Origin of the sequence: Nocardioides aestuarii (assembly GCF_039527245.1) — a bacterium.
GTDB classification, from domain to species: Bacteria; Actinomycetota; Actinomycetes; order Propionibacteriales; family Nocardioidaceae; genus Nocardioides; species Nocardioides aestuarii.
In genome coordinates, this window is the sequence record NZ_BAAAJT010000002.1 from 728032 (window position 1) to 754285 (window position 26254).

General features: G+C 72.2%; 25 protein-coding genes, 2 tRNA genes and 1 pseudogene. 10 read left to right on the forward strand and 18 right to left on the reverse strand.

Going from position 1 to position 26254, the window contains the following annotated elements:
• Window positions 1-20: 20 nt before the first annotated feature.
• Window positions 21-2177, reverse strand: a complete 2157-nt coding sequence (locus ABD091_RS03645) for an MMPL family transporter (RefSeq protein WP_343915785.1) — start codon at window positions 2175-2177, stop codon at window positions 21-23.
• A 91-nt stretch (window positions 2178-2268) separates the two neighbouring features.
• Between ABD091_RS03645 and ABD091_RS03650 the strand changes: the two genes are divergently transcribed.
• Window positions 2269-2832 (forward strand): TetR/AcrR family transcriptional regulator, encoded by a 564-nt coding sequence (locus tag ABD091_RS03650; RefSeq protein ID WP_343915786.1) that lies wholly within the window; start codon window positions 2269-2271, stop codon window positions 2830-2832.
• A 9-nt stretch (window positions 2833-2841) separates the two neighbouring features.
• Here the strand turns inward: ABD091_RS03650 and ABD091_RS03655 are convergent, their stop codons facing one another.
• The 7 genes from ABD091_RS03655 to ABD091_RS03685 form a co-directional block, all read right to left on the reverse strand.
• Complete coding sequence (locus ABD091_RS03655; protein WP_343915787.1) at window positions 2842-3078, reverse strand: hypothetical protein; 237 nt, start codon at window positions 3076-3078, stop codon at window positions 2842-2844.
• A 2-nt stretch (window positions 3079-3080) separates the two neighbouring features.
• Window positions 3081-3443, reverse strand: a complete 363-nt coding sequence (locus ABD091_RS03660) for a hypothetical protein (protein ID WP_343915788.1) — start codon at window positions 3441-3443, stop codon at window positions 3081-3083.
• A 54-nt stretch (window positions 3444-3497) separates the two neighbouring features.
• A complete protein-coding gene (locus tag ABD091_RS03665) occupies window positions 3498-4118 on the reverse strand; it encodes a response regulator transcription factor (protein WP_343915789.1) in 621 nt (206 codons plus the stop codon).
• A gap of 60 nt (window positions 4119-4178) precedes the next feature.
• Complete coding sequence (locus ABD091_RS03670; protein ID WP_343915790.1) at window positions 4179-4823, reverse strand: response regulator transcription factor; 645 nt, start codon at window positions 4821-4823, stop codon at window positions 4179-4181.
• 151 nt (window positions 4824-4974) lie between these two features.
• On the reverse strand, window positions 4975-5991 hold the full coding sequence (locus tag ABD091_RS03675; RefSeq protein ID WP_343915791.1) for an adenosine deaminase: 1017 nt from the start codon (window positions 5989-5991) through the stop codon (window positions 4975-4977).
• A gap of 41 nt (window positions 5992-6032) precedes the next feature.
• Complete coding sequence (locus ABD091_RS03680) at window positions 6033-6779, reverse strand: DsbA family protein (protein ID WP_343915792.1); 747 nt, start codon at window positions 6777-6779, stop codon at window positions 6033-6035.
• A complete protein-coding gene (locus tag ABD091_RS03685) occupies window positions 6779-7255 on the reverse strand; it encodes a MauE/DoxX family redox-associated membrane protein (RefSeq protein WP_343915793.1) in 477 nt (158 codons plus the stop codon). Before ABD091_RS03685 ends, ABD091_RS03680 begins: the two co-directional genes overlap by 1 nt.
• Before the next feature lie 89 nt (window positions 7256-7344).
• Here ABD091_RS03685 and orn point away from each other — a divergent pair, with 89 nt between their 5' ends.
• Both orn and ABD091_RS03695 read left to right on the forward strand, forming a co-directional pair.
• On the forward strand, window positions 7345-8004 hold the full coding sequence (gene orn / locus ABD091_RS03690) for an oligoribonuclease (RefSeq protein WP_343915794.1): 660 nt from the start codon (window positions 7345-7347) through the stop codon (window positions 8002-8004).
• Between the two features lie 121 nt (window positions 8005-8125).
• Window positions 8126-8201, forward strand: a tRNA-His gene (locus tag ABD091_RS03695).
• Between the two features lie 54 nt (window positions 8202-8255).
• Here ABD091_RS03695 and ABD091_RS03700 read toward each other — a convergent pair.
• The 7 genes from ABD091_RS03700 to ABD091_RS03730 all read right to left on the reverse strand — a co-directional run bounded on the left by ABD091_RS03700 (window position 8256) and on the right by ABD091_RS03730 (window position 17442).
• Window positions 8256-10103 (reverse strand): GH39 family glycosyl hydrolase, encoded by a 1848-nt coding sequence (locus ABD091_RS03700; RefSeq protein WP_343915795.1) that lies wholly within the window; start codon window positions 10101-10103, stop codon window positions 8256-8258.
• Between the two features lie 22 nt (window positions 10104-10125).
• Window positions 10126-11577, reverse strand: a complete 1452-nt coding sequence (locus ABD091_RS03705; RefSeq protein WP_343915796.1) for a sulfatase family protein — start codon at window positions 11575-11577, stop codon at window positions 10126-10128.
• A 6-nt stretch (window positions 11578-11583) separates the two neighbouring features.
• Window positions 11584-13173 (reverse strand): glucoamylase family protein, encoded by a 1590-nt coding sequence (locus ABD091_RS03710; protein ID WP_343915797.1) that lies wholly within the window; start codon window positions 13171-13173, stop codon window positions 11584-11586.
• A gap of 29 nt (window positions 13174-13202) precedes the next feature.
• Entirely contained in the window at window positions 13203-14111 is a 909-nt protein-coding gene (locus tag ABD091_RS03715) for a carbohydrate ABC transporter permease (protein WP_343915798.1), read from the reverse strand.
• 15 nt (window positions 14112-14126) lie between these two features.
• Window positions 14127-15008: a carbohydrate ABC transporter permease gene (locus tag ABD091_RS03720; protein WP_343915799.1), complete on the reverse strand. Its 882-nt coding sequence runs from the start codon at window positions 15006-15008 to the stop codon at window positions 14127-14129.
• A 98-nt stretch (window positions 15009-15106) separates the two neighbouring features.
• On the reverse strand, window positions 15107-16402 hold the full coding sequence (locus tag ABD091_RS03725) for a sugar ABC transporter substrate-binding protein (RefSeq protein ID WP_343915800.1): 1296 nt from the start codon (window positions 16400-16402) through the stop codon (window positions 15107-15109).
• Window positions 16403-16452: 50 nt separating this feature from the next.
• On the reverse strand, window positions 16453-17442 hold the full coding sequence (locus tag ABD091_RS03730; protein WP_343915801.1) for a LacI family DNA-binding transcriptional regulator: 990 nt from the start codon (window positions 17440-17442) through the stop codon (window positions 16453-16455).
• 215 nt (window positions 17443-17657) lie between these two features.
• Between ABD091_RS03730 and ABD091_RS03735 the strand changes: the two genes are divergently transcribed.
• Window positions 17658-19688: an ATP-binding protein gene (locus tag ABD091_RS03735; RefSeq protein WP_343915802.1), complete on the forward strand. Its 2031-nt coding sequence runs from the start codon at window positions 17658-17660 to the stop codon at window positions 19686-19688.
• A gap of 19 nt (window positions 19689-19707) precedes the next feature.
• Here ABD091_RS03735 and ABD091_RS03740 read toward each other — a convergent pair whose 3' ends face one another.
• From ABD091_RS03740 to ABD091_RS20215, 3 genes and pseudogenes are all read right to left on the reverse strand, one after another.
• Window positions 19708-20343 carry a response regulator gene (locus ABD091_RS03740; RefSeq protein ID WP_343915803.1) on the reverse strand — a complete coding sequence of 212 codons (636 nt, stop codon included), beginning with the start codon at window positions 20341-20343 and terminating at the stop codon, window positions 19708-19710.
• Between the two features lie 52 nt (window positions 20344-20395).
• Entirely contained in the window at window positions 20396-21343 is a 948-nt protein-coding gene (locus ABD091_RS03745; protein ID WP_343915804.1) for a pirin family protein, read from the reverse strand.
• Between the two features lie 66 nt (window positions 21344-21409).
• A pseudogene (locus ABD091_RS20215) lies at window positions 21410-21577 on the reverse strand (ATP-binding protein); the annotation flags it as partial.
• 326 nt (window positions 21578-21903) lie between these two features.
• On the opposite strand from ABD091_RS20215, the gene ABD091_RS03750 reads away from it, so the two are divergent.
• The 6 genes from ABD091_RS03750 (at window position 21904) to ABD091_RS03775 (ending at window position 26247) form a co-directional block, all read left to right on the forward strand.
• A complete protein-coding gene (locus tag ABD091_RS03750; RefSeq protein ID WP_343915805.1) occupies window positions 21904-23361 on the forward strand; it encodes a phytoene desaturase family protein in 1458 nt (485 codons plus the stop codon).
• 76 nt (window positions 23362-23437) lie between these two features.
• Window positions 23438-23510: transfer RNA gene (locus ABD091_RS03755), tRNA-Lys, on the forward strand.
• A 109-nt stretch (window positions 23511-23619) separates the two neighbouring features.
• Window positions 23620-24006: a VOC family protein gene (locus tag ABD091_RS03760; protein ID WP_343915806.1), complete on the forward strand. Its 387-nt coding sequence runs from the start codon at window positions 23620-23622 to the stop codon at window positions 24004-24006.
• 52 nt (window positions 24007-24058) lie between these two features.
• Window positions 24059-24616 (forward strand): antibiotic biosynthesis monooxygenase, encoded by a 558-nt coding sequence (locus ABD091_RS03765; RefSeq protein ID WP_343915807.1) that lies wholly within the window; start codon window positions 24059-24061, stop codon window positions 24614-24616.
• Between the two features lie 119 nt (window positions 24617-24735).
• A complete protein-coding gene (locus ABD091_RS03770; protein WP_343915808.1) occupies window positions 24736-25512 on the forward strand; it encodes a LamG-like jellyroll fold domain-containing protein in 777 nt (258 codons plus the stop codon).
• Between the two features lie 48 nt (window positions 25513-25560).
• Window positions 25561-26247: an HNH endonuclease family protein gene (locus tag ABD091_RS03775; protein ID WP_343915809.1), complete on the forward strand. Its 687-nt coding sequence runs from the start codon at window positions 25561-25563 to the stop codon at window positions 26245-26247.
• Window positions 26248-26254: the final 7 nt, after the last annotated feature.

Here is a 26254-nt window from a genome sequence, read left to right on the forward strand (position 1 = left end):
GGGTCCTCTGCTCCCAGGCCTCAGTGGCGCTCGAGCCTCGAGCCCTCGATGTCGACGCTCGGGAGCGCCCGGTCGAGCCAGCGCGGCAGCCACCAGGCACGGTCCCCGAGGAACGACATGACCGCGGGCACCAGGGACAGCCGGACGATGAAGGCGTCGACGAGGACGCCGAAGGCCAGGGCGAAGCCCATCGACTTGATGATCGGGTCCTCGACCAGCACGAAGCCCGCGAACACCGAGATCATGATGAGTCCGGCGGCGACGACCACCCGTGAGCCGTGACCGACACCCGACACCACGGCCTCGCGAGCCGACGCGCCGTGCACGAAGTCCTCGCGCATCCGCGAGACGAGGAAGACCTCGTAGTCCATGGCCAGACCGAAGAGGATGCCGATGAGCAGGATCGGCAGGAAGCTCACGAGCGGCCCGCCGGTGTCGAGCCCGACCAGGTCGGAGAGCCAGCCCCACTGGAAGACGGCGACGGTCGCCCCGAACGTGGCGCCGACGGTCAGCAGGAACCCGAGGGTGGCCTTCAGCGGCACGAGCAGCGAGCGGAAGACGAGCGTCAGCAGCAGGAAGCTGAGGCCCACGACGACCAGCAGGTAGACCGGGAGCGCGTCGGCGAGCTTGTCGGACACATCGGCTCCCACGGCGGTCTGCCCGGTCAGCGACACGTCGGTGCCGGTCGCCTCAGCCGTGCCGGCGACGGCTGCGCGGACGTCGCGCACGACGTCGGCCGTGGCCTCGTCGCTGGGCCCGCTCGTCGGCACGACCGCCACCAGCGAGGTCAGCCCGTCCGCACTCGCGCCGCCGGGCTGGGCCGCCAGCACGCCGTCGACCTGGGACGCCGCGCCGACCACCTGCTCGGTGGCCTGCTGGACGACCTGCGGGTCGTCGCCGTGCACGACCAGGACGAGGCGGCCGTTGAAGCCCTCGCCGAACCCCTCCGCCACGAGGTCGTACGCCGCACGCTTGCTCGTCCCTGTGGCGGCGGTGCCGTCGTCGGGCAGGGCCAGGTGCATGTCCGTGGTCGGGACGGCGAGGACGCCGAGCCCGATCACGGCGGCAGCGATGACCGGCACCCGGCCGCGGACCATCAGTCGGCCCCAGGCGAAGCCGCGGTTGGAGGTGTCGTCCTCGACGTCCGTCTCCCCCGCTGCCGTGCGGGCGCGCTGGGCACGCGAGCGCACCCGGTCGCCCGCGAACCCGAGGAAGGCCGGCAGCAGCGTGACCGCGACCAGCACGGCGACCGCGACGGTACCGGCCGCGGCGAGCCCCATCGCGGTGAGGAACGGGATCCCGACGACCGAGAGCCCGGCGAGCGCGATGACCACGGTCAGGCCTGCGAAGACGACCGCCGAGCCCGCCGTACCGACGGCGTGGCCCGCGGCTTGCTCGCGCTCCATGCCGATCGCGAGGTCGTGGCGATAGCGGGAGGTGATGAAGAGCGAGTAGTCGATGCCGACCGCCAGGCCGAGCATCAGGGCGAGGACCGGCGTCACGCTGGTGAAGTCGAAGACGTGGCCGAGCAGCAGCACTCCGAGCATGCCGGTGCCGACGCCGACCAGCGCGTTGACCATCGTCATGCCCGCGGCGACGAGCGAGCCGAACGTGAGGAGCAGGACGACGAGCGCGACGGCGACGCCGATCGCCTCGGTCGAGCCGATTTCGGGCTCGGTCATCAGCGGCTCACCGCCGGCGGCGACCGTCCAGCCCGCGGGGGCGTCGGTGCCGAGCTCCTCGTAGGCGCTCCGCTCCCCCTCGGTCAGCAGGTCAGAGGCCCGCTCGAACTGCACCGTGAGCAGCGCGTAGCGACCGTCCTGGCTGATCGCCTGGGTGTCGTAGGGGCTCTGGGCGCCGACCACGCCGGGGAGCTGGTTGGCCTCCTGGACCAGCCCGAGCACGACCTGCTGGTTCTCGGGATCGGTGAGGACCTCGCCCTCGGGGGCGCGGATCGCGACCGTGCCCGAGGCGCCACTGGCCTCCGGGAACTCCTCGGCGAGCGACGTGAGGGCCCGCTGCGACTCGGTGCCGGGGATGGTGATGCCGGCGGTCGGTGCCGTTCCGGCTGCGGCCAGCCCGGCCCCGAGGCCCCCGAGGAGCAGCAACCAGACGAGCAGGACGACGCCGCGTCGCCGGAAGGCGAGGCGGCCGAGGCGGTAGAGGACTGTGGCCACGAGGGGAGCTCCAGGTCAGCGAGGGACGAGACTCCTCGAAGTTAGCCGACCGGCTAGGCAATTGCCAAGCCGATCGGCTAAGTTGTGGCGCATGGCACGACCCAGCACCCCGCGTGGCCAGGGCCGCACCCGGGTCACCGTCGCCGCGCTCGAGCTCTTCGCGCGCCGCGGCGTCAGCGGCACGTCGCTGCAGGACATCGCCGACCACCTCGGCGTCACGAAGGCGGCGGTCTACTACCAGTTCCGCTCCAAGGAGGAGATCGTCCTCGCCGTCGTCGAGGACGCGTTCGCGGACCTCCGCGGCTTCGTCGAGGAGGCGGAGGCCGAGCCGACCGGTCGGGCCGCCACCGAGCGGGCACTGGTGGGCCTCGTCGACCTGATGATCGCCCACCGGCAGGCGATCGCCGCGCTGATCCTCGATCCCGAGGTGGGCCGGATCCTGGAGTCGCACCCGGACCTGATGGCGCTCACCGACCGCCTCCACGCGCTGCTGGTCGGGCCCCGTAGCGGCCTCTCGCGCCGCGTGGCCGCCTCCGTCGTGGGGTCCGGCCTCGCCCACGCGGGGATGGACCCCGACCTCGCGGACGTCTCCGACGCCGACCTCCGGCGAGAGCTGCTCGCCGTCGGTCGGGCCGTGCTCCTCGGCCAGGGGTAGGCGAGGCCCTCAGCGGTCCTCGGGCGTGGCCTTGTCGACGATCGGCATCTCGTCGGTGTCGCGGACCTGGTCGACGAGCTTGTCCGTCTCGTCGTCCGGCACCTCCACGCCGGCCTCGTCGAAGCCCTCCTCGAGGTGCTCGCGGACCTCGGTCTCCTCGGCGCCGTGCTCCCACGACTCCGCCGAGTCGGCGACGTGCTGGGCGGCCTCGCGGGCCTCCTCGGCCCCCTGCTGCTTCTCGTCCATCGTCAGCTCCTCTCGTCGGCGAGCCAGGCCAGCGCGTTGAGCGCTGCCCAGCCCAGGGTCACGCCCGCCACCTTGCGACGGACGTCCGGGTCGGTGGTGGTCGACGTGAGCACCGCGCAGTCGCCCAGGTCGCCGGCGATGCGGAGTGCCATCGCCGTGCGCACCAGCGTGGGGCGGCCGCTGAACGCGAGAGCGCTCGTCGCGAGGTCGCGCACGCCGTAGGTCCGGGCCAACCGGTCGTGACCGGCGCGCTCCGACGACGGCGCCTCGAGCGCGTCGGCGAGGTGACCCGGTCGCGCGAGCGCGTAGGCGCCGTACGCCGCGGTCCCGGCGCTCATCAGTCGGCTCCAGCGGTAGTCGCTCATGCCGACCACGCTAGGCAGCCGACCCAACCAGCAGCCACACCCGCGAGGGCGGGGTCAGACGAGCTCGCGTTCCCGGGTGGGCGCGGCACTAGCGAACCCGGCCCGCAGCCCCCAGCTGACGGCCTGGGAGCGACGGGTCACGCCGATCTTGCGGTAGGCGGTCCGGACGTAGGTCTTCACCGAGTTGATCGAGATGTAGGACTGGTCCGCGATCTCCTGGTTGGTGAGCCCCTGGGTGATCAGGCTCAGGACCTCGAGCTCGCGGGGCGTGAGGCCCACGGTGCGCAGGGCGGGGTGGCACTCGCCGTCGTGGGGCAGCGACCGCTCCCGGTCGTCGCGGTCGTGGTTGATCTGCTCGAGGCCGCGCACGAGGTCGGCACCGGCCAGCCGCTTCGACAGCCTGCCGTGGGCGCCGCACGCGATCGCCCACGACACCTGCGGCCCGTCGGGGTCCCAGCCGAGCACGATCACGGTGGCCGGCGAGGTGCGCAGCAGGGAGTGCAGCACGGTGTCGTGGCCCGCCTCGAGCTCGCGGGCGCCGTAGAGCACCACGTCGAGGTCCGGGTCGTCTGCCGCCACGACCACGACCCGGTCGCTGAAGCGACCCAGGACGGAGGAGACACCGGCGACGTCGATCTCGTGGTCGTCGATGACCGCGATGCGTACTAATGGCACGCCCGGCAACCTATGCCACCCGCCCGTCACCCCTGAGGGTGAACTTGGCGAACGGTTGCCTCACCGGTCGACGACGACGCGGGCGCGGTCGGGCGCGAAGTCGTGCTCCATGCCCCAGCGCACCGCCTGCGAGCGGCGGGTGGCGCCGATCTTGCGGTAGGCGGTCCTGACGTAGGTCTTCACCGAGTTGATCGAGATGTAGGCCCGGTCGGCGATCTCCTGGTTGGTCAGGCCCTGGGTGATCAGGGCCAGCACCTCCGACTCCCGGTGGGTCAGGCCGTACTGCCGGCCGGGCCAGCTGCCGGCGAGCGCCTCGGCGGCCTCGTCGACGGGGAGCGGCGCGGTCACGACCTGTCCCGCGTGGATCGCCTCGACCGCCTTCGCGATCTCCTCACCGGTCAGGCCCTTGGAGAGGTAGCCCCAGGCGCCGCGCTCGAGCGCCCGGTCGACCAGCTCACGTTCGACGTTCCACGAGAAGACCGCCACGCGCGCACCCGAGTCGTCGACCAGGGTGTCGAGGTCGACCCCGTCGCCCTGGACCCCGCCGAAGGTGTCGTAGAGGACGACGTCGACCTCGGTGATGATCCCGGTGTTGGCGGCCATCTCGACCACCTCGATCCGGTCGCGGAAGGGCGCGAGCAGACCGGCGACGCCGGCGACCACGATCTCGTAGTCGTTGACGATCGCGACACGTACGGGGGCCATGCCCCCGAAAATACGACACACCGGGCCTGCTGTGGCGACACTCCCGCACAAATGCCACGTTCGCGCTAGTCGGCGGGTCAGGATGGCGTCGGCCCCGGGCGGTATGAGCGCCCGGGGCCTTGTGCTGCCCGGAGGGCAGCACAAGGCCTGCTCAGCCGTGCTCGGCCAGGTAGCCGTCGATCTCGGCGTGCACCCGCTCCTTCACGTCGTCCGGCGCGTACGACGCCGCAACCGCCGTGTGCGCCAGCGTGGCCACGCCCGCCTCGTCGAGGTCGAGCAGGTCGGCGGCGACGGCGTACTCCTCGTTGAGCGTCGTGCCGAACATCGGCGGGTCGTCGGAGTTGATGGTGACCGGCACGCCGGCCTCGACGAAGGTCCGCAGCGGGTGGACGTCGAGCGTCTCGACGGCGCGCGTGGCGATGTTGGAGGTCGGGCAGACCTCGAGGACGATCCCGTGCCGCGCCAGGTGGGCGAGCAGCTCGGGGTCCTGGGCCGAGCTGGTGCCGTGGCCGATCCGCTCGGCGCCGAGCAGACGCACCGCGTCCCAGACGGTCTCGGGTCCCGTGGTCTCCCCCGCGTGGGGCACGCTGCGCAGGCCCGCGGCGCGGGCCGCGTCGAAGTGGGGCTTGAACTGCGGCCGCGGCACGCCGATCTCGGGACCACCGAGGCCGAAGCCCACCAGCGCGTCGGGGGCGTGGTTCAGCGCGTAGTCGAGCGTCGCCTCCGCCGCCGGGATCCCGGACTCCCCGGGGATGTCGTAGATCCACCGCAGGACCAGGCCGAAGTCGCGCTCGGCCGCGACACGGGCGTCCTCGATCGCCTCGGTGAAGGGCTCGATGCCCATCCCCCGCACGGTCGAGTTGTAGGGCGTGACGGTCAGCTCGGCGTAGCGCAGCTGCTGGCCCTCCGACATCTCGCGCGCGACCTCGTAGGTCAGCATCCGGACGTCCTCGGGGGTCCGGATCAGGTCGACGACGGCCAGGTAGACCTCGACGAAGTGGGCGAAGTCGCGGAACTCGAAGAACTCGCGGAGCGCGTCGGGGTCCGAGGGCACGACGCCGGGGTGGCGCTCGGCCAGCTCCGAGACGATCCGCGGGGAGACCGAGCCGACGTGGTGGACGTGCAGCTCGGCCTTGGGCAGGCCTGCGATGAAGTCGGTGATGCTCACCCGCGCGAGTCTGGCAGCGGACGCGGGGGTGGGGCCATTCGTCAGGACCCGCTGCCGCCGAGCGCCTTGCGGACGGCGGCGACCGAGTCGGCCGGCGTGCCGTCGACCTTCTCCCCGTCGACGAAGACCGTGGGCGTCCCGTTGACCCCGTCCTTGGACATCTGGTCGGTGGCGTTGACGACGAACTGGTCGAAGCGCCCCGACTCGATGCCCTGGCGAGCGGCCGCCTCCGGCGCGCCGGCCTCGACGGCCCAGGCGACGAGCTGGGCGTCCGACGGACCGGCGGTGCCCTCGGTGGGCTGGTTGTCGTAGAGCAGGTCGTGCATGGCGACGAAGGCCTCGGGGCCGGCGAGGTCCTGCACGACCATCAGGGCGTTGGCCGCGCGAGAGGACCACTGGTTCTGCGAGGCGTCGTCGAGGAAGGAGACGACGTGGTAGTCGACCTTCACCTCACCGGCCTCGACGGCTGCGGCGACGTCGTCGCCGATCTCCGACTCGAACTGCTGGCAGATCGGGCACTGCGGGTCCTCGTAGAAGTCGAGCGTCGTCGGGGCAGCGTCGTCCCCCACGGTCACGACGTAGCCGTCGACGCCGCCCGGCGTGAGGGCGGACTCGCCCGAGGAGTCGAGGGTGGTGGAGACGAGGTAGCCGAGGCCGACGATGACGACGAGCGCAGCGACGACCGCGCTGATCGTCGTACGCCGGCGCCGTGACTCCTCGCGCCGCTGCGTCTCCAGCACCTCCGCGGCGCGGGCGGTGCGGCTCTCCTGGGCGGCCTTCTTCCCCATCAGGTGCTCCTCGGGCTCGGGGTGGATCCGCCGAGCAGGCGGCGGTCCAGGGACAGGTGGGAGGAGGGACGGACGACCAGCCACGCGGAGGCGGCGAGCAGACCGACGTCGCGGGCGATCTCCCACGGGTACTTCTCGCGCGCGTCGGCGTCGAACCCGCCGCCGCCGAAGCAGCCGCAGTCGATGCTCATCCCCCGCGCCCACGCCGCGGAGATGCCGACGACGAACGCGACGAACAGCAGCGACGACACGACGGCGGCCGGCCGGGTCAGGAGGCCGAGCAGCAGCAGGAGGCCGACGACGACCTCGACGACGGGCAGCAGGTGGCCGACGGTCGGGACCACCGCCTCGGGCAGCAGGTCGTAGGCACGGACGGCGCGGACGCTTGCGGCCGGGTCGGGCAGCTTCAGCGCACCTGCCACGACCCACACGCCGCCCGTCACAACACGGGCGAGCAGCCCGACCCAGTCCCTCACGATCGGGACCGTAGGTCCGCCGGCTGAGGAGTTGCTGACGCACCTGAGGGGAGGCTGAGCATCGGCCCGGGCGCGTAGGGTGGCCCCTCGTGAACGAACGACTGGTGTGGATCGACTGCGAGATGACCGGCCTGTCCCTGGAGGCCGACGCCCTGATCGAGGTCGCGGCGCTGGTCACCGACTTCGACCTCAACGTCCTCGGCGACGGGATCGACCTGATCATCAAGCCGCCGGCCGAGGCGCTGGAGCAGATGGGCGACTTCGTGCGCACCATGCACGAGAACTCCGGCCTGCTCGAGGAGCTCTCCTCAGGCATCACCCTCGGCGAGGCCGAGGAGCAGGTGCTGGCCTACCTCGCCGACCACTGCGCCGCGGGCAGCCGGCCGCCTCTTGCCGGCAACAGCGTGGCCACCGACCGGTCCTTCATCAGCCGCGACATGGCCGCGCTCGACGCGTTCCTCCACTACCGGATCGTCGACGTCTCCTCCATCAAGGAGCTCTCGCGACGGTGGTTCCCGCGGGCCTACTTCCAGTCGCCGCCCAAGCGCGGCAACCACCGCGCGCTCGCCGACATCCAGGAGAGCATCGAGGAGCTGCGCTACTACCGCGAGGCCGTCTTCCTCCCCTCCCCAGGCCCCGACTCCGACACCGCCCGCGAGATCGCCGGGCGCCACGGCGGTTCCCTCACCGGCCTGACCGGCGAGACGGCCGACAACGACGCGCCGCAGGACGGCCCGGCCACGAGCTGAACCCGCCGCCGAGGTCGCCGATCCCGCGTTCGGCAGGGCAGGGCCTCCCGATGCGGGAGGTGGCGGCGCTGGCGGCTACACTCTCTCCCGGTCCGCAGGCCTCGGCCGCGGATCCGCCATGGTGGGTGTAGCTCAGCTGGTAGAGCATCGCGTTGTGGTCGCGAGGGTCGCGGGTTCAAGCCCCGTCACTCACCCCAGACAGCCAGAAGGGCCCCGGCTTCGCGCCGGGGCCCTTCTGCGTCTCCTGCCCGTCAGGGGACCAGCGTCAGCAGGCTCATCGACGGCATCGGCATGGTCGTGGTCACGGACACGACGCCGTCGGCGTCCGCGGTCACGGTGGTGGTCGGGTCGAGCTCCTCGAGGCGGTCGGCCTCGCGCAGCGTCGCCCACTGCTCCTCGGTCGGCCACGCCTGGCCCTCCTCGCGGAGGCCGCCCCACACCGCCGCGATGTTGGAGTGGTCGGCGTCGACCCGCTCGTGCGTGAGTGAGTACGCCGCCCCTGGGGTCAGGCCCGTGACGGAGACGGTCACCTCGCGCTCGAGTGCGCGGTCGCCGGTCGCCTTCGACTGGTCGAGCGTGAGGTTCCACAGCGCGACGGTCTTGACGCCGTCATCCGACGACCCGGCGACGGCCTCGACGAGGGAGCCCGCGCCGTCGCCGTCGAAGGCGACGGGCAACCGGGTCGAGCCGAGGCGCTCGAGCATCGCGAGGGCCCACCACCGCGGCTTGCGCAGCTCGCCGACCGTGCGGAGGCCGAAGCCGCCGTGGAGCAGCTCGGGCGGACGGCCGAGCTCCTCGAAGTGGTCGGAGACGACCCAGTAGGACAGCGCCTCGATCCGGCCCATCGCCGAGAGCATGCCGCGGGCGAGGAACATGCCGGAGAAGACGGCGTCGCTGACCTCGTAGAAGTGGGTCGGCGTCACGCCCCACTCGGTCCACCAGATGGGGGTGCCGCCCCTGCCGTGGCGCTCGAGCATCGGTCGGAAGTCCAGCGGCGGCGCACCGTAGGTGTGGGTGGTCAGGAAGTCGACGGGCGTGTCGGTGCGCGACGAGTGCGCCAGCAGCTCCTCGCACCAGCCCGCGGCGGCCGAGGACGGACCACCGACGAGCAGCCGCTCGTCGACGTCGCGCACGGCGGCGGCCGTGACGTCGTAGAGCTTGAGGAACTCCGCGGGCGTGCCGGACCAGAACACCTCGAGGTTCGCCTCGTTCCAGACCTCGAACGACCAGTGCTCGACGACCTCGTCGCCGTAGCGCTCGAGGAGGTGGGCGACCAGGTCGCGGATCAGGTCGTACCAGCGCTGCCAGTCGTGGGGCGGCGAGATGATCGCGCCGTAGTCGAAGACCGTCTTCGACGGGTCGCTCGCGAGGTCGTGGGGCATGAAGGAGAGCTCGACGACGGGATACATGCCGAGCGAGCGCAGGTGGTCGTAGACCCGGTCGACGCCGCTGAAGTCGTGCACCGGGTCCCCGTCCACCTCGCGGTAGACGGCGAGGTCGTCGCAGAGGATGCCGTGGGCTCGCACGTGGGAGACGCCGAGCTCGCTGTGGGCCGCCGACAGCGCCGCGGTCAGCTCCTCCCCCACGACCCGGCCGCCGGTCTCGTCGGTCGACAGCGCGTGGGACAGGTGCTCGCTGCCGATCATCATCCGCCAGGGCCGCGGCAGCTCGCCGAGGTCACCGGCGGCGTCGACCGCCACGGTCACCGGCCCGGCGTCGCCGTTCCCGGGGGTGGCGGGAACAGCGTCGCTGAGCGGACCGCCGACGTGGACGTCGGAGAGCGCGGAGACCCGGTAGTGACGCTCGACCCCGGGCGTCCCGGTCGTGTCGACGTAGGGCGGGTGGGGCACCGAGGTCACGTCGCGGCCGTGGTGGTCGAGCGGGACGAAGGTGCCCTCGGCGTCCGGACCGACGTGGAGCTGGTAGCCGATCGCTCCGGGCACGGGGTCCCAGGTCAGCGTCACCTGGGACGCGCCGGCGACCGCGCTCAGACCGGTGGGCGGGTCGAGCTCCGGGGCCGTGCCGCGGAAGTCGCCGTCCCAGGCGCCGGAGCGGAGTCCGATCCGGTTCTCCCAGTCGGTGCGGGCGTCGATGCTCACGGGTACTCCTTCTGTTGGGGGGTCAGGCGGTGGTGGTCGGAACGGTGTCGCCCAGGTCGCGGGCGAGGTCGTCGAGCGCGGTGCGCAGCCGCGCCAGGTCGTCGGCGTACGCCGGGTCGTCGTGGACGCTGCGCAGTTCTCGCGGATCGCGCTCGAGGTCGAAGAGCTCCCACTCCTCGGCGGTCGCCTCGGACGAGGCGCCGGGCTGGTCGCAGCCGGAGCCGTAGTAGTGGACGAGCTTGCGGGTGCGGGTGCGGACACCGCGGTGGGCGGCGACGTGGTGGGAGCCGTCCAGGTGCTCCCAGTAGCGGTAGTAGGTCTCCTCGCGCCAGCCGGCCTCGACCGCCGTCGTGCCCGCCAGCAGCGGGACCATCGAGCGGCCCTGCATCCGGTCGAGCGCGGGGACGCCCGCGAGCTGGAGGAAAGTCTGGGCGAAGTCGACGTTGAGGACCAGCGCGTCGGACTCCGACCCCGCGGCGACCAACGGCGGGTAGCGCACCAGGAGCGGCATCTGCAGCGACTCGGCATACATGAAGCGCTTGTCGTACCAGCCGTGCTCGCCGAGGAAGAACCCCTGGTCGCTGGTGTAGACGACGACGGTGTCGTCGGCCTGGCCCGTCTCGTCGAGGTGGTCGAGCAGCCGGCCCACGCCCTCGTCGACCGCGACGACGCAGCGCAGGTAGTCGGTGAGGTAGCGCTCGAGCGCCCAGTCGGCGTAGGCCGCCGGGTCGGTCTCGCGGGCGACCGGAGCGTCGGCCTTGAGGTCCTCGCGGGTCAGGTCCCGCCCCACGCGCATCCGGGCGCCGCGGGCCGCGGAGGCCCGCTCGGAGTAGTCGTCACGGAACGTCTCGGGCTGTCCCCCGGCGGACTCGAAGGTGAGGTCCGCATGGCGCTCGGCGGGCTCCCACGGTCGGTGCGGCGCCTTGTGCTGCACCAGCAGGCACCACGGTGCCCGGTCCGGCCCGTCGTCCTCGACGGACCGCAGCCAGTCGAGGGAGAGGTCGGTGATCAGGTCGGTCGCGTAGCCGCCCCGGACGTGCGACCCGCCGTCCATCGTGAGGAACGTCGGGTCGTGGTAGTCGCCCTGGTCCGGCAGCACCTCCCAGTGGTCGAACCCCTGCGGGTCGTGCTCGCCCCCGTGGCCGAGGTGCCACTTGCCGATCAGGGCCGTGCGGTAGCCGGCGTCCCGGAGGAGGCCCGGGAACGCCGGCTGCCGCGCGTCGAACTCGGTGGACAGCGTGGTCACGCCGTTCACGTGGTTGTAGGTGCCGGTGAGGATCGCCGCCCTGCTCGGTGCGCACAGCGAGTTGGTGCACCCGCACTCGGTGAACCGCATCCCGTCACGCGCGAGCGTGTCGATCCGCGGTGTCACCGCGTGCGGGCCGCCGTAGCAGCCGACCGCGTTGGCGGCGTGGTCGTCGGCGACGACCAGCAGGATGTTGGGGCGGCGGGCGCCCGCGTCACCGACAGCCATGGCGGGTCAGCGCGGCGAGGCGCCGAACACCTCCTGCTCCATCAGCGGCTTGACCTGCTCGGTGAGACCGCCGGGGGTGACGTAGTCACGCATGTCGTCACCGGCCAGCGCGTTGCCGAGTGCGGCCATGACCATGCCCTGGTCGAGGGACAGGTAGCGCTTGCTGACCTGACCGCTCTCGACCGCGACCGCGTCGTAGAAGCCGCCGGGGCCGTAGGCGTCGAAGTCCTCGCGGAGGTTGGCGAGGTTCTCCATCGCTGCCTCGGGGGCGTAGCGCAGCGCCAGGAAGGACGCGTGGGGCGTCACGACACCGTCGCCGTAGTCGGCGGCGGTGGGGGCGGGCTCACCGTCGCGGCAGCCCTCCCAGGGCTGCTCCCAGTCGGTGCGCTCCTGGTCGGAGGTGTAGCCGGGGCCGTCGAGGCCGAGCGCGTCGACGCCGTACTCGCGGTAGCCGCCGGCGGGGTTGTTGGACGGCGAGAAGCCCCAGTAGCCGTAGTCGGTCTCCTCGAGGCCGTGCTCGATCTGGCCCTGGACGTAGAGCGGGTGGTTGACGCCCCACGAGCGGGCGCCCCAGGTCTCCTCGGGGACGAACAGCGGCACCATCAGCGCCTCGAACATCGAGCCGCCCCAGGTGGGGACGACCTTCATCCCGCGATAGTCGAGCGCGCCCTCGAAGACGTCGACGTCCTCGCCGCCCGCGGTGTAGGTGCGCCACTCGCCGGTCGGGGGCGCCTCGGTCCAGGCCCAGTCGCAGTTGTCGGTGGCCGGGAAGGTGCGGAAGGTCCCGTAGTAGTGCTTCTGCGGGATCTGGCCCTCGGCGATGCCGAGGTAGGACGCCATCCGGGGCTCGGTGTTGAAGGCGCCGTAGTGGTGGCCGGTGTACCAGACGTCCTCACCCATGCCGCAGTAGTCACCCTTGACCCGGACCGGGTCGCCGAAGTCCTCGTCCCAGAAGCCGCCGCGGATCTGGCCGCCCTGGCCCTCCGCCTCGTTGTAGTAGCAGCCGAAGTCCATGTCCTCGCGGATCGCGTCGGCCTCGTCGGCGACGGCGGGCTCGGCCCGCGCTGCGAGCAGCAGGCCCGTGGCGAGCCAGCCGTTGTCGACGCTGGACATGAAGGGCTGGACCTCGTCGCCCGACTCGGGCCACACCCGCAGCTTCTCCCTCGTCCTGGGGTCGTACCAGTTGTAGAACTGGCCGCTCGGCTCGTGCTTCTCGAGCTTGCCGACGGTCGCGATGGTCCGCGCCATGCGCTTGCGGGCGTCCTTGGCACCGATCAGGCCGGTGTCGCGCGCGGCGACGGTGCTCCAGAGGTAGGCACCGATGTTCGTCGGCGACGTGAAGGTGCTGCGGCTGCCCGGCTTCAGGCGGCCGCCGACGTTGTCGGCCGGCAGGCCGGTCCGGTCGACGACCATGGCGTCGACGGACGCCCAGGTGTCGGCGGCGTAGCCCTCGAGCACGGCGGTCGTGTCGGTCGCGGGGGCCGGGGCGGGTGCACTGTCCTCGGCGGCCAGCGTCGGCACGTACGGCGACGAGCTGACCAGCACGGCACCGACCGCCGCAGCGGCGAGCAGGGAACGTCGGAACTGGATCTTCATGGGGCTGGGTGGACCTTTCCGAGAGGGGTTCACTTGATGCCGGTCATCGCGATGCCCTGCATGATCCGGCGCTGGAGCACCAGGAACACGGCGAGCACGGGGAGCACGACGACCACGGAGCCTGCGAGGAGCAGGCCGTACTTGGTGGCGTTCTGACCGACGGAGTAGAGGGCCAGGGCGACCGGGAGGGTGAACTTGTCCTCCGACGTGGCGATGACCAGGGGCCAGAGGAAGTTGTTCCACGACGTGAGGAACGTCAGCACGCCGAGCGTCGCGACGGCCGGGCCGCAGAGCGGCAGGACGACCGAGAAGAAGATCCGCAGCTCGCCGGCACCGTCGACGCGGGCGGCCTGGATCAGCTCGTCGGGGATCGTCAGCACGTACTGGCGCATCAGGAAGACGCCGAAGGGGCCGGCGAGGAACGGCAGGATCATGCCGGGCAGGCTGTTGGCCAGGCCGATGTTGGTGGTGAGCACGAACAGCGGGATGAACGTGACCACCCCGGGCACCATCAGCGTGCCGAGGACGAGGCCGAAGACGACCTTCTTGCCGGGGAAGTCGAGCTTCGCCAAGGCGTAGCCGAGCATCGAGCAGAAGATCACGTTGCCCAGCGCCACGGCCCCGGCCACGATCGCCGAGTTGGCGAAGTAGGTCGGGAAGTCGAGCTTGCTGAACAGCGTCGAGTAGTTCGAGGTGGTGATCGTCTCCGGCCACCAGGTCGGCGGGATCGACATCACCTCCGCCTCCGGCTTGAAGGAGGAGATCACCATCCAGACGAACGGCAGCACGACGAAGAAGAGGCCGACGGTCATGACGGCGTAGAGCCACTTCGGGGTGCGGACGTTGCCGTCCTTCGACCTCGGCCGCGGCCCGTGGTCGACGGCCTCGTGGGTCGGCGGAGTCGCCGGAGGTGTGGGGGCGTCGAGGGTCTGTGCCATGTCGGTGTCCTTCCCTCAGTCCTTCTCACGGAGCAGCCGGAACTGCACCCAGGTGAGGAGCACGATCGCGAGGAACAGCAGGTAGGCGGCCGCACTGGCGTAGCCGTAGTTGCCGTAGCCCCACTGGTCGAAGGTGAAGAAGGTGATCGAGCGGGTCGCGTCGAGCGGGCCGCCCTTGGTCATCACGAAGGCCTCCTCGAAGAACTGGAGGTAGCCGATCGAGGTGATGACCGCGCCGAAGAGCATCGTCGGCCGGAGGATGGGCAGCGTGATCAGGCGGAACCGCGCCCACCCGGACGCGCCGTCGGTCTCGGCAGCCTCGAGCAGCTCGCGGGGAACCGTCTGCAGCGCCGCCAGGAAGATCACCATCAGCGTGCCGAAGTTGCGCCACACGGCCATCACGACCAGCGTCGGCAGCGCCAGCGTGGTGCTGTCGAGCCAACCCGGGCCGGAGATCCCGACCCAGCCGAGCACGGTGTTGACCAGCCCGCCGTTCTCGCGGAGCAGGAACTTCCACACGACCGAGACGGCCACGATGCTGGTGACGACCGGCAGGTAGAAGGACACCCGGAAGAAGCCCTTGAAGCGCTGGATGCTGTTGAGGCCGACGGCCGCGGCGAGCGCGACCCCCATCGTGAGCGGCACGCCGAGGAGCAGGTAGAGCAGGGTGTTGAGCGTGACCTTGCGGAACAGCGGGTCGGCCAGGAGCTCCTGGTAGTTCTCGATGCCGACGAAGTTGACGCCGAACGGGGTCCGGACGTCGGTGCTGCGCATGTCGGTGAAGCTCATGCCGAGGCTCGCCAGCACCGGCCCGGCCGTGAAGACCAGGAACAGCGCCATGAACGGCAGGGCCAGCACCCACGCGGCGACAGCCTGCTGCCGCCGCGTGGGATCCACGTGCCTGCTCCTCGCCCGCTTCTGGGTCGGAGCGGGCGCGCCCGGCTGCGCGGGCGTCGTCGTGGTCTGGGTGGACACGTCGGTCTCCTGACTTCCCGTCAGAGCCCGGTGCCGATGGCCGCGGCCTTCGACTGCATCTCGGCCACGGCCTCCTGGGAGGCCAGGTCGGTCTTCGAGGCCTGCTCGGTGATCGAGTCGATCGAGCCGGCGACCTGCTCCCACGTCGGCACGGCCGGCGGGGAGACGGCGGTCTCGAGCTGGGTGCCGAACACCTGGAGCTGCTCGTCCTCGGCCAGCTCGCCGGTGTCCCAGGCGGACTGGACGGCCGGCAGGTCACCGACCTCCTCGTAGAACGCGGTCTGCGTCTCGGCCTCGCTCAGCCACTGCACGTACTTCCACGCCGAGTCGGCGTTGTCGGAGTCGTTGAAGACGGCGAGGTCGCCACCGCCGACGAAGGAGCTGCCCTGCTCGCCGTCCGGGCTGGGGATCGTCGCGACCTCGTACTGGTCGGGCTTGACCCCGGCGTCCTCGACGAGACCGGCGTGCCACGGGCCGGAGATGAAGGCGGCGTAGTCGCCCTTCGCGAAGCCGCTCTCGAGCTCGCCCGGGTCGAGCAGCCGCGTCGGGCTCAGGCCCTCGTCGAAGTAGGAGGTGTAGTAGTCGAGCGCCTCGGCCATCTCGGGGCTGTCGATGGTGTACTCCTCACCGGCCTCGTCGGTGAGGGTCGCACCGTTGGACCAGGCGAACGGGAGCATCGTCTGCCACGAGCCGGTCTGGCCGGGCTGGAGGTTGAGCCCGTACTCGGCCCCGGCCTTGGACTCCATGTCCTGCGCGAAGGTCTTCAGCTCGTCCCAGGTCTTCGGCGCCTCGTCCCAGCCGGCCTGCTTCGCGAGGTCGGAGCGGTAGTAGAGGACGCGGGTCTCGACGTACCACGGCACGCCGTAGGAGGTGCCGCCCACCTCGGTGGACTGCCACGCGCCCGGGAAGAAGTCGGCCTCGTCGACGAGGTTCTCCGGGGTCGGCATGAGGCCGCCGGCCTCGGCGAACTCGCCCATCCAGGTCGTGCCGATGAGGCTGACGTCGGGGGTCTCACCCGAGGCGATGGCACCCGCGAGCTTGTCGTGGGCGGACTCCCACGGCACGGCGGTCACCTCGACGGTCGCCTCGGGGTTGGCCTCCTCGAAGGCGGCCGAGAAGTCCTGGAGGACCTCGCCCTCGGTGCCCATGGCCCAGACCTCGATCGTGCCGGTGGCCTCGCCGCCGGAGACCTCGTCGCTCTGCGCCTCGCCACCCGCGCCGGAGTCGGTGCGGCCGCAGGCGGTGAGGACCAGGCTGGTCGCGGCAACAGCAGCGATGCCTGCCAGGCCCTTGGTGCGTCGGTGGGTGCTTCTCATCGGGGTTGACCTTTCGTGGGGGTTCTTCGAGGGGGTTGTCGCGGTGCTGCTCAGCCGCCGTGCCGGGTGGTGCCCCGGACGACGAGCTCGGTGGGGAGGTGGGTGTGCGGATCACCGATGCCCCGAGCAGCACCGGTGATCAGGTCGTCGAGGAGCCGGGCGGCGGTGGCGCCCAGCTCGCGCATCGGCTGGCGGACGGTCGTCAGGTCGGCGTAGCGGGCGGCCATCACGTCGTCCCACCCGGTGACCTGCACCTGTCCGGGGACGTCGACGCCGGCGGCGCGCAGCTCCCCGAGCAGGCCGAGCGCGAGCTCGTCGTTGGCGCAGGCGATCGCGTCGGGAAGGTCGCCGGTGGCGAGGAGGGTGAGCGCCTCGGCGGCGCCGGCCGCCTCGCTGAGCTCGGAGCACTGAGCCAACCGGATCTCGGCCCCGGCGCCGGAGGCGGCGTCGCTCAGCCCCTGCCAGCGCTCGGCCACGTCGGGGCTGGCGGCGGGGTCACCGACGAAGACGATCCGGCGGGCACCGCCAGCGACGAGGTGCTCGCCCAGGGCCCGGGCGCTGCCCGAGTTCTCGGCGTTGACAGTGATCAGGTCGCCGACCGGGGGCCGGGCGACGAGCACGATCCGGGTGCCGCGCGCGGCGAGCTGCTCGACCACCTCGTCGCTCACCGTGCGCTGCAGCACGACGAGGCCGTCGCACCGACCGGCCATGTCGCGCACCGCGGCGTCGGCGTCGGCCCGACCGTGCGTGGACAGGATCAGGACCGACCGGCGCAGCTCTGCGGCGACGTCCTCGTAGCCCATCACGACCTCGGCGTAGTAGGGGCCGGAGAGGTCGGGGAAGACGATGCCGTTGGCGGCGTAGCGGCGCTCGGCGAGCTGGCGACCGAGCTGGCTCGGGGTGTACTCCAGCTCGCGCGCCGCGGCCATGACGCGGTCGCGGGTGTCGGGCCGCACCGAGGTGGAGTCGCGCATCGCCCGCGAGACGGTCGCGATCGAGACGCCCGCCTCGCGGGCGACGTCGCGGATCGTGCTCGGCATCAGCGCTCTCCTCGTGCTGGGATCGTGTAACCGGTTTCTGTAACCGGTTACACCGTGACGGTCGTCACCAGCAGTTGTCAACCCCTCTCGCGTGGCAGAGATTTCGGCAAACGTTTACGCGGCACGTGCGCCCGGCGTACGCTCGCAGCAGCGGCACGCCGGCCCCCCTCGCCGGCCCCCCGACGACGGCGCGCCGAAGGATGCGGAGGTCTCGCATGACCATCGCCGAGCCGCTGACCCGCCCTCGGACCCCCACGCCCGCGCCCGCAGCCGCGCCGCGGTCTCCCCACGCGTCGTACGCCGGGCTGGGCGTCGGGGTCACCGCCTTCACGGTCGCGGCGCTCGTGGGTCGACTCACCGTCCTCGACGGCGGGTCGTTCGCCATGGTCTGGCCCGCCGCGGGCGTGGCGCTGGTGTGGTTCGTGCTCCGCGGGGCCCGCCCGCTGGGCGTCGACACCGCCGCCCTCTTCGGCGCGGCCTTCGCCGTCAACTTCTTCACCGGAGCTCCAGCGCTGCTGGCCGTGGCACTGGGGGGCGTCAACGTGCTGCAGACCGTCGTCCACCTGACGCTGCTGCGCCGCTTCGCCCACGAGCTCGGGGTCCCGCGACCCCGGCTCGAGAGCCTGCAGTCCCTCGCGACCCTCGTCTGGACCGGAGCAGCTGCGGCTGTGGTGGCCGTGGCCGCGGGCGGACTGGCCGTCGGCTCGATCACCCACGTCGCGACCACCCCCGTCGAGCTGGTCGTGTGGGCCGGACGACTGCTGGCCGGCACGGTCGTGGTCGGGTCGCTCGGACTGCTCGCCGCCCAGTGCCGGCAGGCGCGGTGGGAGCGCGTCACCCGGGCCGTCGATCGCCACCCCGTCGAGGCCGTCGCCCTGGGAGCGACGACGGTCGCGACCATGGCGCTCGTCTTCACCGTCGAGCTCCCCCTGGCCTTCACCCTGGTCGTCCCCGTCGTGTGGAGCGCCAAGCGCTACCCGACCGTCGTGTCAGCCCTGGTCTCGGTGGTCTCGGGCGGGGTCGCGGTCACCTTCACGTTGCTCGGGCAGGGCCCCTTCTCCCTCATCGACGACCCCCGCCTGGCCGCGCTGACGGTCCAGGGCTACGTCGTGATGCTGTCGTTGCTCGGCCTCTTCGTCGCGATCGCCCGCGACGAGCGCGAGGAGCTGATCCAGCGACTCGCCGCGGCCCACTCCGAGAGCCGTCACCAGGCCCAGCTGCTGACCTCCATCGTCGACTCGATGGACGAGGGGGTCACCGCCGTCGACGGCCGGGGCAGCGTGTTGATCCAGAACCCGGCGGCCATGCGGATGCTCGAGATCGACGCCGTCCACTCCCCCGACCAGCTCGCCCACCGTGGTGTCACCTCCGACGGCCAGCAGATCGACCGCGACCGGCGTCCGTCCGTCCGCGCGCTCCGCGGGGAGCACGTGCACGAGGACGTCCTGATGCAGCGCCGCGACGGGTCGACCCGCCACGTCCGGGTCTCCGCCACACCGCTCGCGGCGCTCTCGGTCGACGACGTGGCGCGGGCGGTCATGGTCTTCCGCGACGTCACCGACGAGGTCGAGCAGGAGGCAGCGCTCAAGGCGTTCGCTGCGACCGTCGCCCACGACCTCCACAACCCGCTGGCCGCCATGATCGGCTGGAACGAGGTCATGCTCGAGATGCTGCGCTCGGGCGACGCCGACCCCGCGACGCTGCTGCGGCTCGGCGAGCGGCTCGGCGGCTCGGCCGACCGGCTGCAGGAGCTCGTCGACGGCCTCCTCGAGGACGCGGCGAGCAAGGGCCGGGAGCTCGACCTCGCCCGGGTCGACCTCGGCGAGGTGCTGCGCGGGGTCACCCACGGTCGCGGCGCCGAGGACCGCGTCACCTGGGGCCCGCTCCCCGTCGTGCGCGCCGACCGGCTGCTCACCGGGCAGCTCCTCGACAACCTCGTCGGCAACGCGTTGAAGTACGTCGCGCCCGGCACCGTCCCGCGGGTCGAGGTCAGCGCCGACGTGCGTGCACCGGGCTGGGTGACGGTCGAGGTCGCCGACAACGGCATCGGGATCCCCGAGGGCGAGCACGAGCACGTCTTCGAGCGCTTCGCCCGCGCCCACGGCTCCGACCCGGCCTACCAGGGCACCGGGCTGGGCCTCGCGATCGTGAAGCGGATCGTCACGCGCCACGACGGCACGATCTCCGCACGGCCCGGCGCGGGCGGTGTCGGCACCGTCGTCGAGTTCACCCTGCCTGCCGCCTGAGGCCGTCCGGCGGCGCGCGTCACGGGGTCACGAGCCCCTGACGGAGGGCGATCGAGAGCGCCTCGAGCTTGGAGTGGGCACCGAGCTTGCGGGAGATCCGGGCGACGTGGTTGCGTACCGTGTGGAGGCTGACCACCAACCGTTCGGCGATGGCTGCGTTGGTGAGGCCCTCCGCGACGAGCTGGAGGACCTCCACCTCGCGCTCGGTGAGCCTCACGTGCCGCTCGTCGGCCCGCTGCCGCATCAGCGGCCGCAGCCGCTCCAACGTCGCCTCCGGCAGCACGGCCTCGTCGGCGGCTGCCGCGCGGACCGTGTCGACCACCCGGCGTACGCCGCCGGACTTGGACAGGAAGCCGGCCGCGCCGGCCTCGACGGCCCCGACGAGCACGCGGTCGGAGGTCGTGCCCGTGAGGACCACGACCCGCGCGCCGGGGTGCCGCTCGAGGAGCGCCGGGATCTCGGCGATCCCGTCGCCGTCAGGGAGCGCGACGTCGAGCAGGACCACGTCGGGCCGCGACGTCTCGACCAGTCGACGGGCGTCGGCGAGCGTGCGCGCCGTCCCGACGACCTCGAGGTCGGACTGGCTGCCGAGCAGCAGCGACAGGCTCTCGGCGAGCACGGCGTGGTCGTCGACCAGCAGGACTCTGGTGGGCACGGGCCTCCCTCCTCGTGGGGGCCTCAACCTACCGGTCGGGACCGGCGCAGGCTCAGGCGGGAATGTGCCCGAAGCGTCCCTTCTGGAAGTCCTCGTAGGCCGCGAGCACCTCGGCCTTCGTGTTCATGACGAAGGGGCCGGCCCACGCGAGCGGCTCACGGATCGGCTTGCCGCCGAGGACCACGACGTCGAGCTTCGGCGACCGGCTCTCCTGGCGCGGCGCGGCCGCGAGGGTCACGTAGTCACCGGGGCCGAGGACCGCCGCCTGACCCATCCGGATCGGCCGCTGGTCGGTGCCGACGGTGCCCTCGCCGTTGAGGACGTAGACCAGCGCGTTGTGGTCGACGTTCCACGGCAGCTCGAGACGGGCGCCCGGCTCCACGGTCGCGTGGAGGAGGGTCATGTCGGTGAACGTCGACCCCGGGCCGTCGAACCCGCCCACGGAGCCCGCGATGACGCGCACCAGGGCACCCGCGTCCGGCGACGTCAGCAACCGCACCTGGCGCGAGCCGATGTCCTGGTACTTCGGGTCGTTCATCTTGGCGTCGCGCGGGAGGTTGACCCAGAGCTGGAGGCCGTGGAACAGGCCCCCCTTCTGCACCAGCCACTCCGGCGGCGCCTCGATGTGGAGCAGGCCCGACCCGGCCGTCATCCACTGGGTGTCGCCGTTGGTGATCGTGCCACCGCCCCCGTGGGAGTCCTGGTGGTCGAAGACGCCGTCGATGATGTAGGTGACCGTCTCGAACCCGCGGTGGGGGTGCCAGGGCGTGCCCTTGGGCTCACCGGGCGCGTAGTCGACCTCGCCCATCTGGTCCATCATGATGAACGGGTCGAGCAGGGCGAGGTCGATGCCCGCGAAGGCACGGCGGACGGGAAAGCCCTCCCCCTCGTAGCCCTGCGGCGCCGTGGTCACCTGCCACACCGGTCGCGGCTGGTCGCCGAGTCCGGGGGTCTTGAGGCGCTCCAGGGTGGTCAGGTCGTCGACGGTCACGGCGGGCATCGGGCACCTCCTGCTAGGGGTTTCCTACTCCAACGATAGTTGAAGTCTTGACATTCCCGGAAGTGGTCAGCGGCAGCCGGACCTCGAGCAGGTGCCCACGCCCGACGTGCTGTCGACGGTCCTCACGCCTCCGTGCTGCTCCACGACCGCACGGACGATCGACAGCCCGAGGCCGCTGCCCTTGCTGGCGTGGTGGGTCGCGAGGCTGGGGCGGAAGAACCGGGTGAAGCGGTGCTGCTGCTCCGGGCGGGATCCCGATGCCGGTGTCGCGCACGGTCAGCAGGGCCTCGGTCCCCTCGATGTCGAGCCGGAGCGACCAGGAGCACCGGCATCCAGACCCGGCGCGGCGCGCCGGGAGGACCAGTGCGATCGCGAGGCCGACCGGCGACATCTCGGACCCGAGCGCACCTGCGGGGCGGCGGACCACCGCCGCTCCGGCGACCGCGACGAGGGTGAACCCGACCACCGAGGCGCGTGTCGGCTGGTGTCCGGCCACCCTGATCCCCCGCTTCGTGGCGGGCTAGGTTTAGCCCGTGAGTTCGCAGAGGCAAGCGTATGACGTGACCGTGGTCGGAGGAGGCCACAACGCACTGGTCGCCGCCGCCTACCTGGCCCGCGCAGGGCTGTCGGTGCTGGTCCTCGAGCGACTCGAGCGCAGGGGAGGTGTCGCCGGGGCGACCGACCTCTTCCCGGGTCACGGTGCACGCTTCGCGCGGCACTCGTCCTTCCTCTCACCGCTGCCGCTGGGGGTGGTCGAGGAGCTCGGTCTCGACCTGCCGCGTGCTCCCCTGCCGACACCCTGCGCCCCGCCGCCGGGGCACGACGACCACGAGGCCTGGCGGGCCTTCCACACCGACGTCGCCGGAGTGATCGACCGGGTGGCGCCGACCCTGCTCGAGCCACTGCCCGTCGAGCGCGCGGTCCGCGAGGCCGTGGACGACGCGGCGTGGGCCGACCTGGTCCTCCGGCCGATCGGCGAGACGGTCGAGCGGCGCTTCACCGACGACACCGTCCGCGGCCTGGTCGCGGCCGACGCCCTGGTCGGCACGTCCGCCTCGCTGCACGACCCCTCCCTGGCGCCGAACCGCACGTTTCTCCACCGCCACCTGGGCCGCCGTCCCGGCGCCGACCAGCCGCTGCCCCTCGGCGGCCGGGGCGCCGACCTGCTGGCGCAGGCGGCCGTCGAGGCGGGGGCGGAGATCCTCACCAGTGCCGGCGTGTCCCGGATCGAGGGCGGTGACGAGGGCGCCGAGGTCACGTGGCACGACGCGACCGGCGGCCACACCGTCGGCAGCCGCCACGTCCTCTCCGACGTCGCCCCGTGGGTCCTGCGCATCCTGCTCGGGGACGGCGAGGACCCGGACAGCAAGCCGGCGGGTTCCCAGCTCGCGATCACGATGCTGGTCGAGCGGTTGCCCTCCCTCCGCTCGGGCGACGACCCCGCGACCGCCCTCGCCGCCGGCCTCCCTGTCGGCGGCTACGCCGGTCTCGAGCAGGCGCGACTCGACGCCGCCGAGGGACGGCTGCCAGCGGCCCTGCCCGGAGAGCTCCGCTCCCCGTCCCTGCTCGAGACCGGCGTCCTCGGCGACGAGTCGGCGGACGGCCGGCACCTGCTGACGTTCCTGGGCCACCACACGCCCGCAGCGCTCTTCGCCCACGACCGCGACGCGCGCCGGGACGAGGCCGTCGAGCGGGCGCTCGCCTCGATCGACGAGCTCCTCACCGAGCCGGTCCGCTCCTTGCTGGCCACCGACCACGACGGCAGTCCCTGCCTGACCGCCGCCGTCCCGCAGGACGTCGAGGACGACCTCGCCACCCCGGGCGGCCAGCTGTTCCACGGCGACCTCGAGTGGCCGTGGGCGCCGAACCGGGCGCGGCTGGAGACCCCCGCCCAGCGCTGGGGGGTCCAGACCGACGTCGGCTCGGTGCTCGTCTGCGGCTCCGGCGCGCGGCGTGCCGGAGTCGTCGCCGGTGTGGGCGGGCACAACGCCGCGCAGGCCGTCCTCGAGGGACGGTGACGGTGACCCGTCGCACCCTCCCCTCGATTTCTCGTGGCCGACGGCCCGGTGTAATGTTCAGGTCGCTCCACAGCACGCGCCATTAGCTCAATTGGCAGAGCAGCTGACTCTTAATCAGCGGGTTCGGGGTTCGAGTCCCTGATGGCGTACACCACCTCGAAGGCCCCTCCAGACCACCGGTCCGGAGGGGCCTTCGGCGTACTAGCGTGGAGGGCCTTCCGGAGCGGTCTCGGGCACTCCCCGACCCGAGGAGCAGACATGCTGAAGGACAGCACCGTCGCAGCCAACATCCCGGCCTCCGACCTGGGACGCGCTCGCACCTTCTATGCCGACGTGCTCGGCCTGACCCCCACCGGAGAGATGCCCGGAGGGCTGGTCTTCACCACCGGCGGCGGCACCGACTTCCACCTCTACGAGACCGAGTACGCCGGCCAGGCGGGCCACACGATCGCCCAGTGGCACGTCGCCGACGTCGCGGCCGAGGTCGCCGAGCTCCGCGGGCGCGGCCTCGCCTTCGAGCACTACGACCTGCCGGGGATCGAGTGGGACGGCGACGTCGCCGAGATGCCCGGCGAGGGTCACGCCGCGTGGTTCAAGGACAGCGAGGGCAACATCATGTGCCTCGACGACGTCGGGCGGACCTGACCGACCCCTCCCGTCTTGCACGGTCACGGGAGCTGCCGGGACGCTGGAGGACATGTCCTCCCCCGTGACCGTGTCGATCACCCGCCAGCTCGACCCCACGAAGTCGGCCGAGATGGTGGCGTGGGTACGCGCCGGGGCGACTCTCGCCGGCGAGTTCCCCGGCTTCCTCGGCGCCGGCTGGGTGCAGTCGGGCCCGGAGTCGCGCGAGTGGCACATGCTCTACCGGTTCGCCGACCACGACGCGCTCGCAGCCTGGGAGTCCTCGACGCAGCGCGCCTGGTGGCTGGGGGCCGCGCAGGACCTCGGCGTCGTGGAGCAGCGCGTCGAGCGGCGTACCGGGATCGAGGGCTGGTTCGACGAGCCGACGGAGGCCGAGGTCGTCGAGCCCGGGGCGCCACGCGCCGCCCCGCCGCGCTGGAAGCAGGCCACGGTCATCTGGCTGACCTTCTTCCCGCTCAGCCTGTTGACCACGGTCCTGCTCGGGCTGGTGGCGCCGGACCTCCAGGTGGTGCTGCGGGTCCTCCTCACCACCGTCGTGATGACGCCGGTCATGACCTACGTGGCCCTTCCCTTCATGACCGCGCGGCTCGCGTGGTGGCTCCACCGCTGAGACACGGCTACCACATTTGGGGTATCCGTCCGCCGCATTGTTCCAACCGCCTCCGGTCCGCACGAATGTCGGTCCATCGATTTCGGTGGGAACCCACAGCATTGGTGAGGTGATCGGGTATGACCCCCATGGACAGCACGCGCAACGCACGCCGGGCCCGACGAGCGGCGGTGGCCGTCGTGTCCGCCGCCGCCCTGGTCCTGGCCGGGGGCTTCGCCGTCCCCTCGGCAGGCGAGGACGCGGCACCGCGGGCTGCAGCGGCCCGGACCGGTGTGGTGTTCCGCCTGACCTTCGACGGCCGCGGTGCCGTCCGCGACGGGACGACGTTCAAGAACGCCGCCGGCAAGGGGAAGGTCAGGGTCAGGCTCGACAGCGGGCGCTTCAAGCGGGTGAGGGGCAAGCCGGGCAAGGCGCTGCGCTACCCCGTCGCGGGCGGCTACGGCCTGCTCGAGGGTCCCGACCGGAAGGCGTGGGACCCCGGTCGACGTGACTTCCGCTTCGGGGTGCGGGTGAAGATCGCGAAGTCGCAGGCGACCGCGCACATGAACGCCTTCCAGAAGGGCTACCACCGGCAGGCCGGCGGCCAGTGGAAGCTGCAGATCGACCAGGGGCTCCCGAGCTGCGTCGTGCGCGGTGACATCGACCGGATCCTGGTCCGCAGTGCGGAGCCGGTCACGGACGGGCGGTGGCACCGCCTGGTCTGCTGGCGGACCAGCGAGCACGGCGTCCGGCTGTTCGTCGACGGCGCCCTGGTCGCCGACAAGGACGCCCCGACCGGCAAGGTCGCCAACGCCGCGCCGATACGGATCGGGGCCAAGAAGCTGGGGCCGGGGTCGGTCGACCAGTTCCACGGCCGCGTCGACGGGCCCTACCTCTTCGTCTCGTCCGTCGGCTGAACGGCCGGTCGGGCCGCCGGTGTCGGCGGTCCGACCTAGCCTGTGGCCGTGATCGCCCGACTCCTCGCCCTGGCCCTCCTCGTCTCCGGGCTCGCCCTCGGCGCCGCCGCGCCCGCAGCGCCCACGGCCTCCGCTGTTGCGGACCGCTCCGCGGAGACGAGGCTGGGTCGGCTCGTCCGGCGGCTCGACGTGGGGCGCGAGCGTGCGGCCGGCTATGACCGGGAGAAGTTCGTCCACTGGGTCGACGTCGACGGCGACGGCTGCGACACCCGCGACGAGGTGCTGCGCCAGGAGGCGGTCGACGACCCGACCGTCGGCGACGGCTGCTCACTGTCGGGTGGCGAGTGGTTCTCGTGGTACGACGCCGAGCAGGTCACCGACTCCTCCGACCTCGACATCGACCACCTCGTCCCGCTCGCCGAAGCATGGGCCTCGGGGGCCCGCGGTTGGACCGCGGGCACCCGGCGGCGCTTCGCCAACGACCTCGGCGACCGACGCAGCCTCACGGCGGTCACGGCGTCGTCCAACCGCACCAAGTCCGACGGCGACCCGGCGGAGTGGTTGCCACGCAAGAAGGCGCGCTGCCGCTACATCCGCGACTGGGTCGTGGTGAAGTCGCGCTGGCAGCTGCGGGTCGACAGGACCGAGAAGCGCACGGTGCGCCGCCTGGTCCGCAGGTGCGGATCGGGCGGCGACACCGTGCGCTTCACACGTGCCCGTGTCGTCCGACGCTGATCAGGTC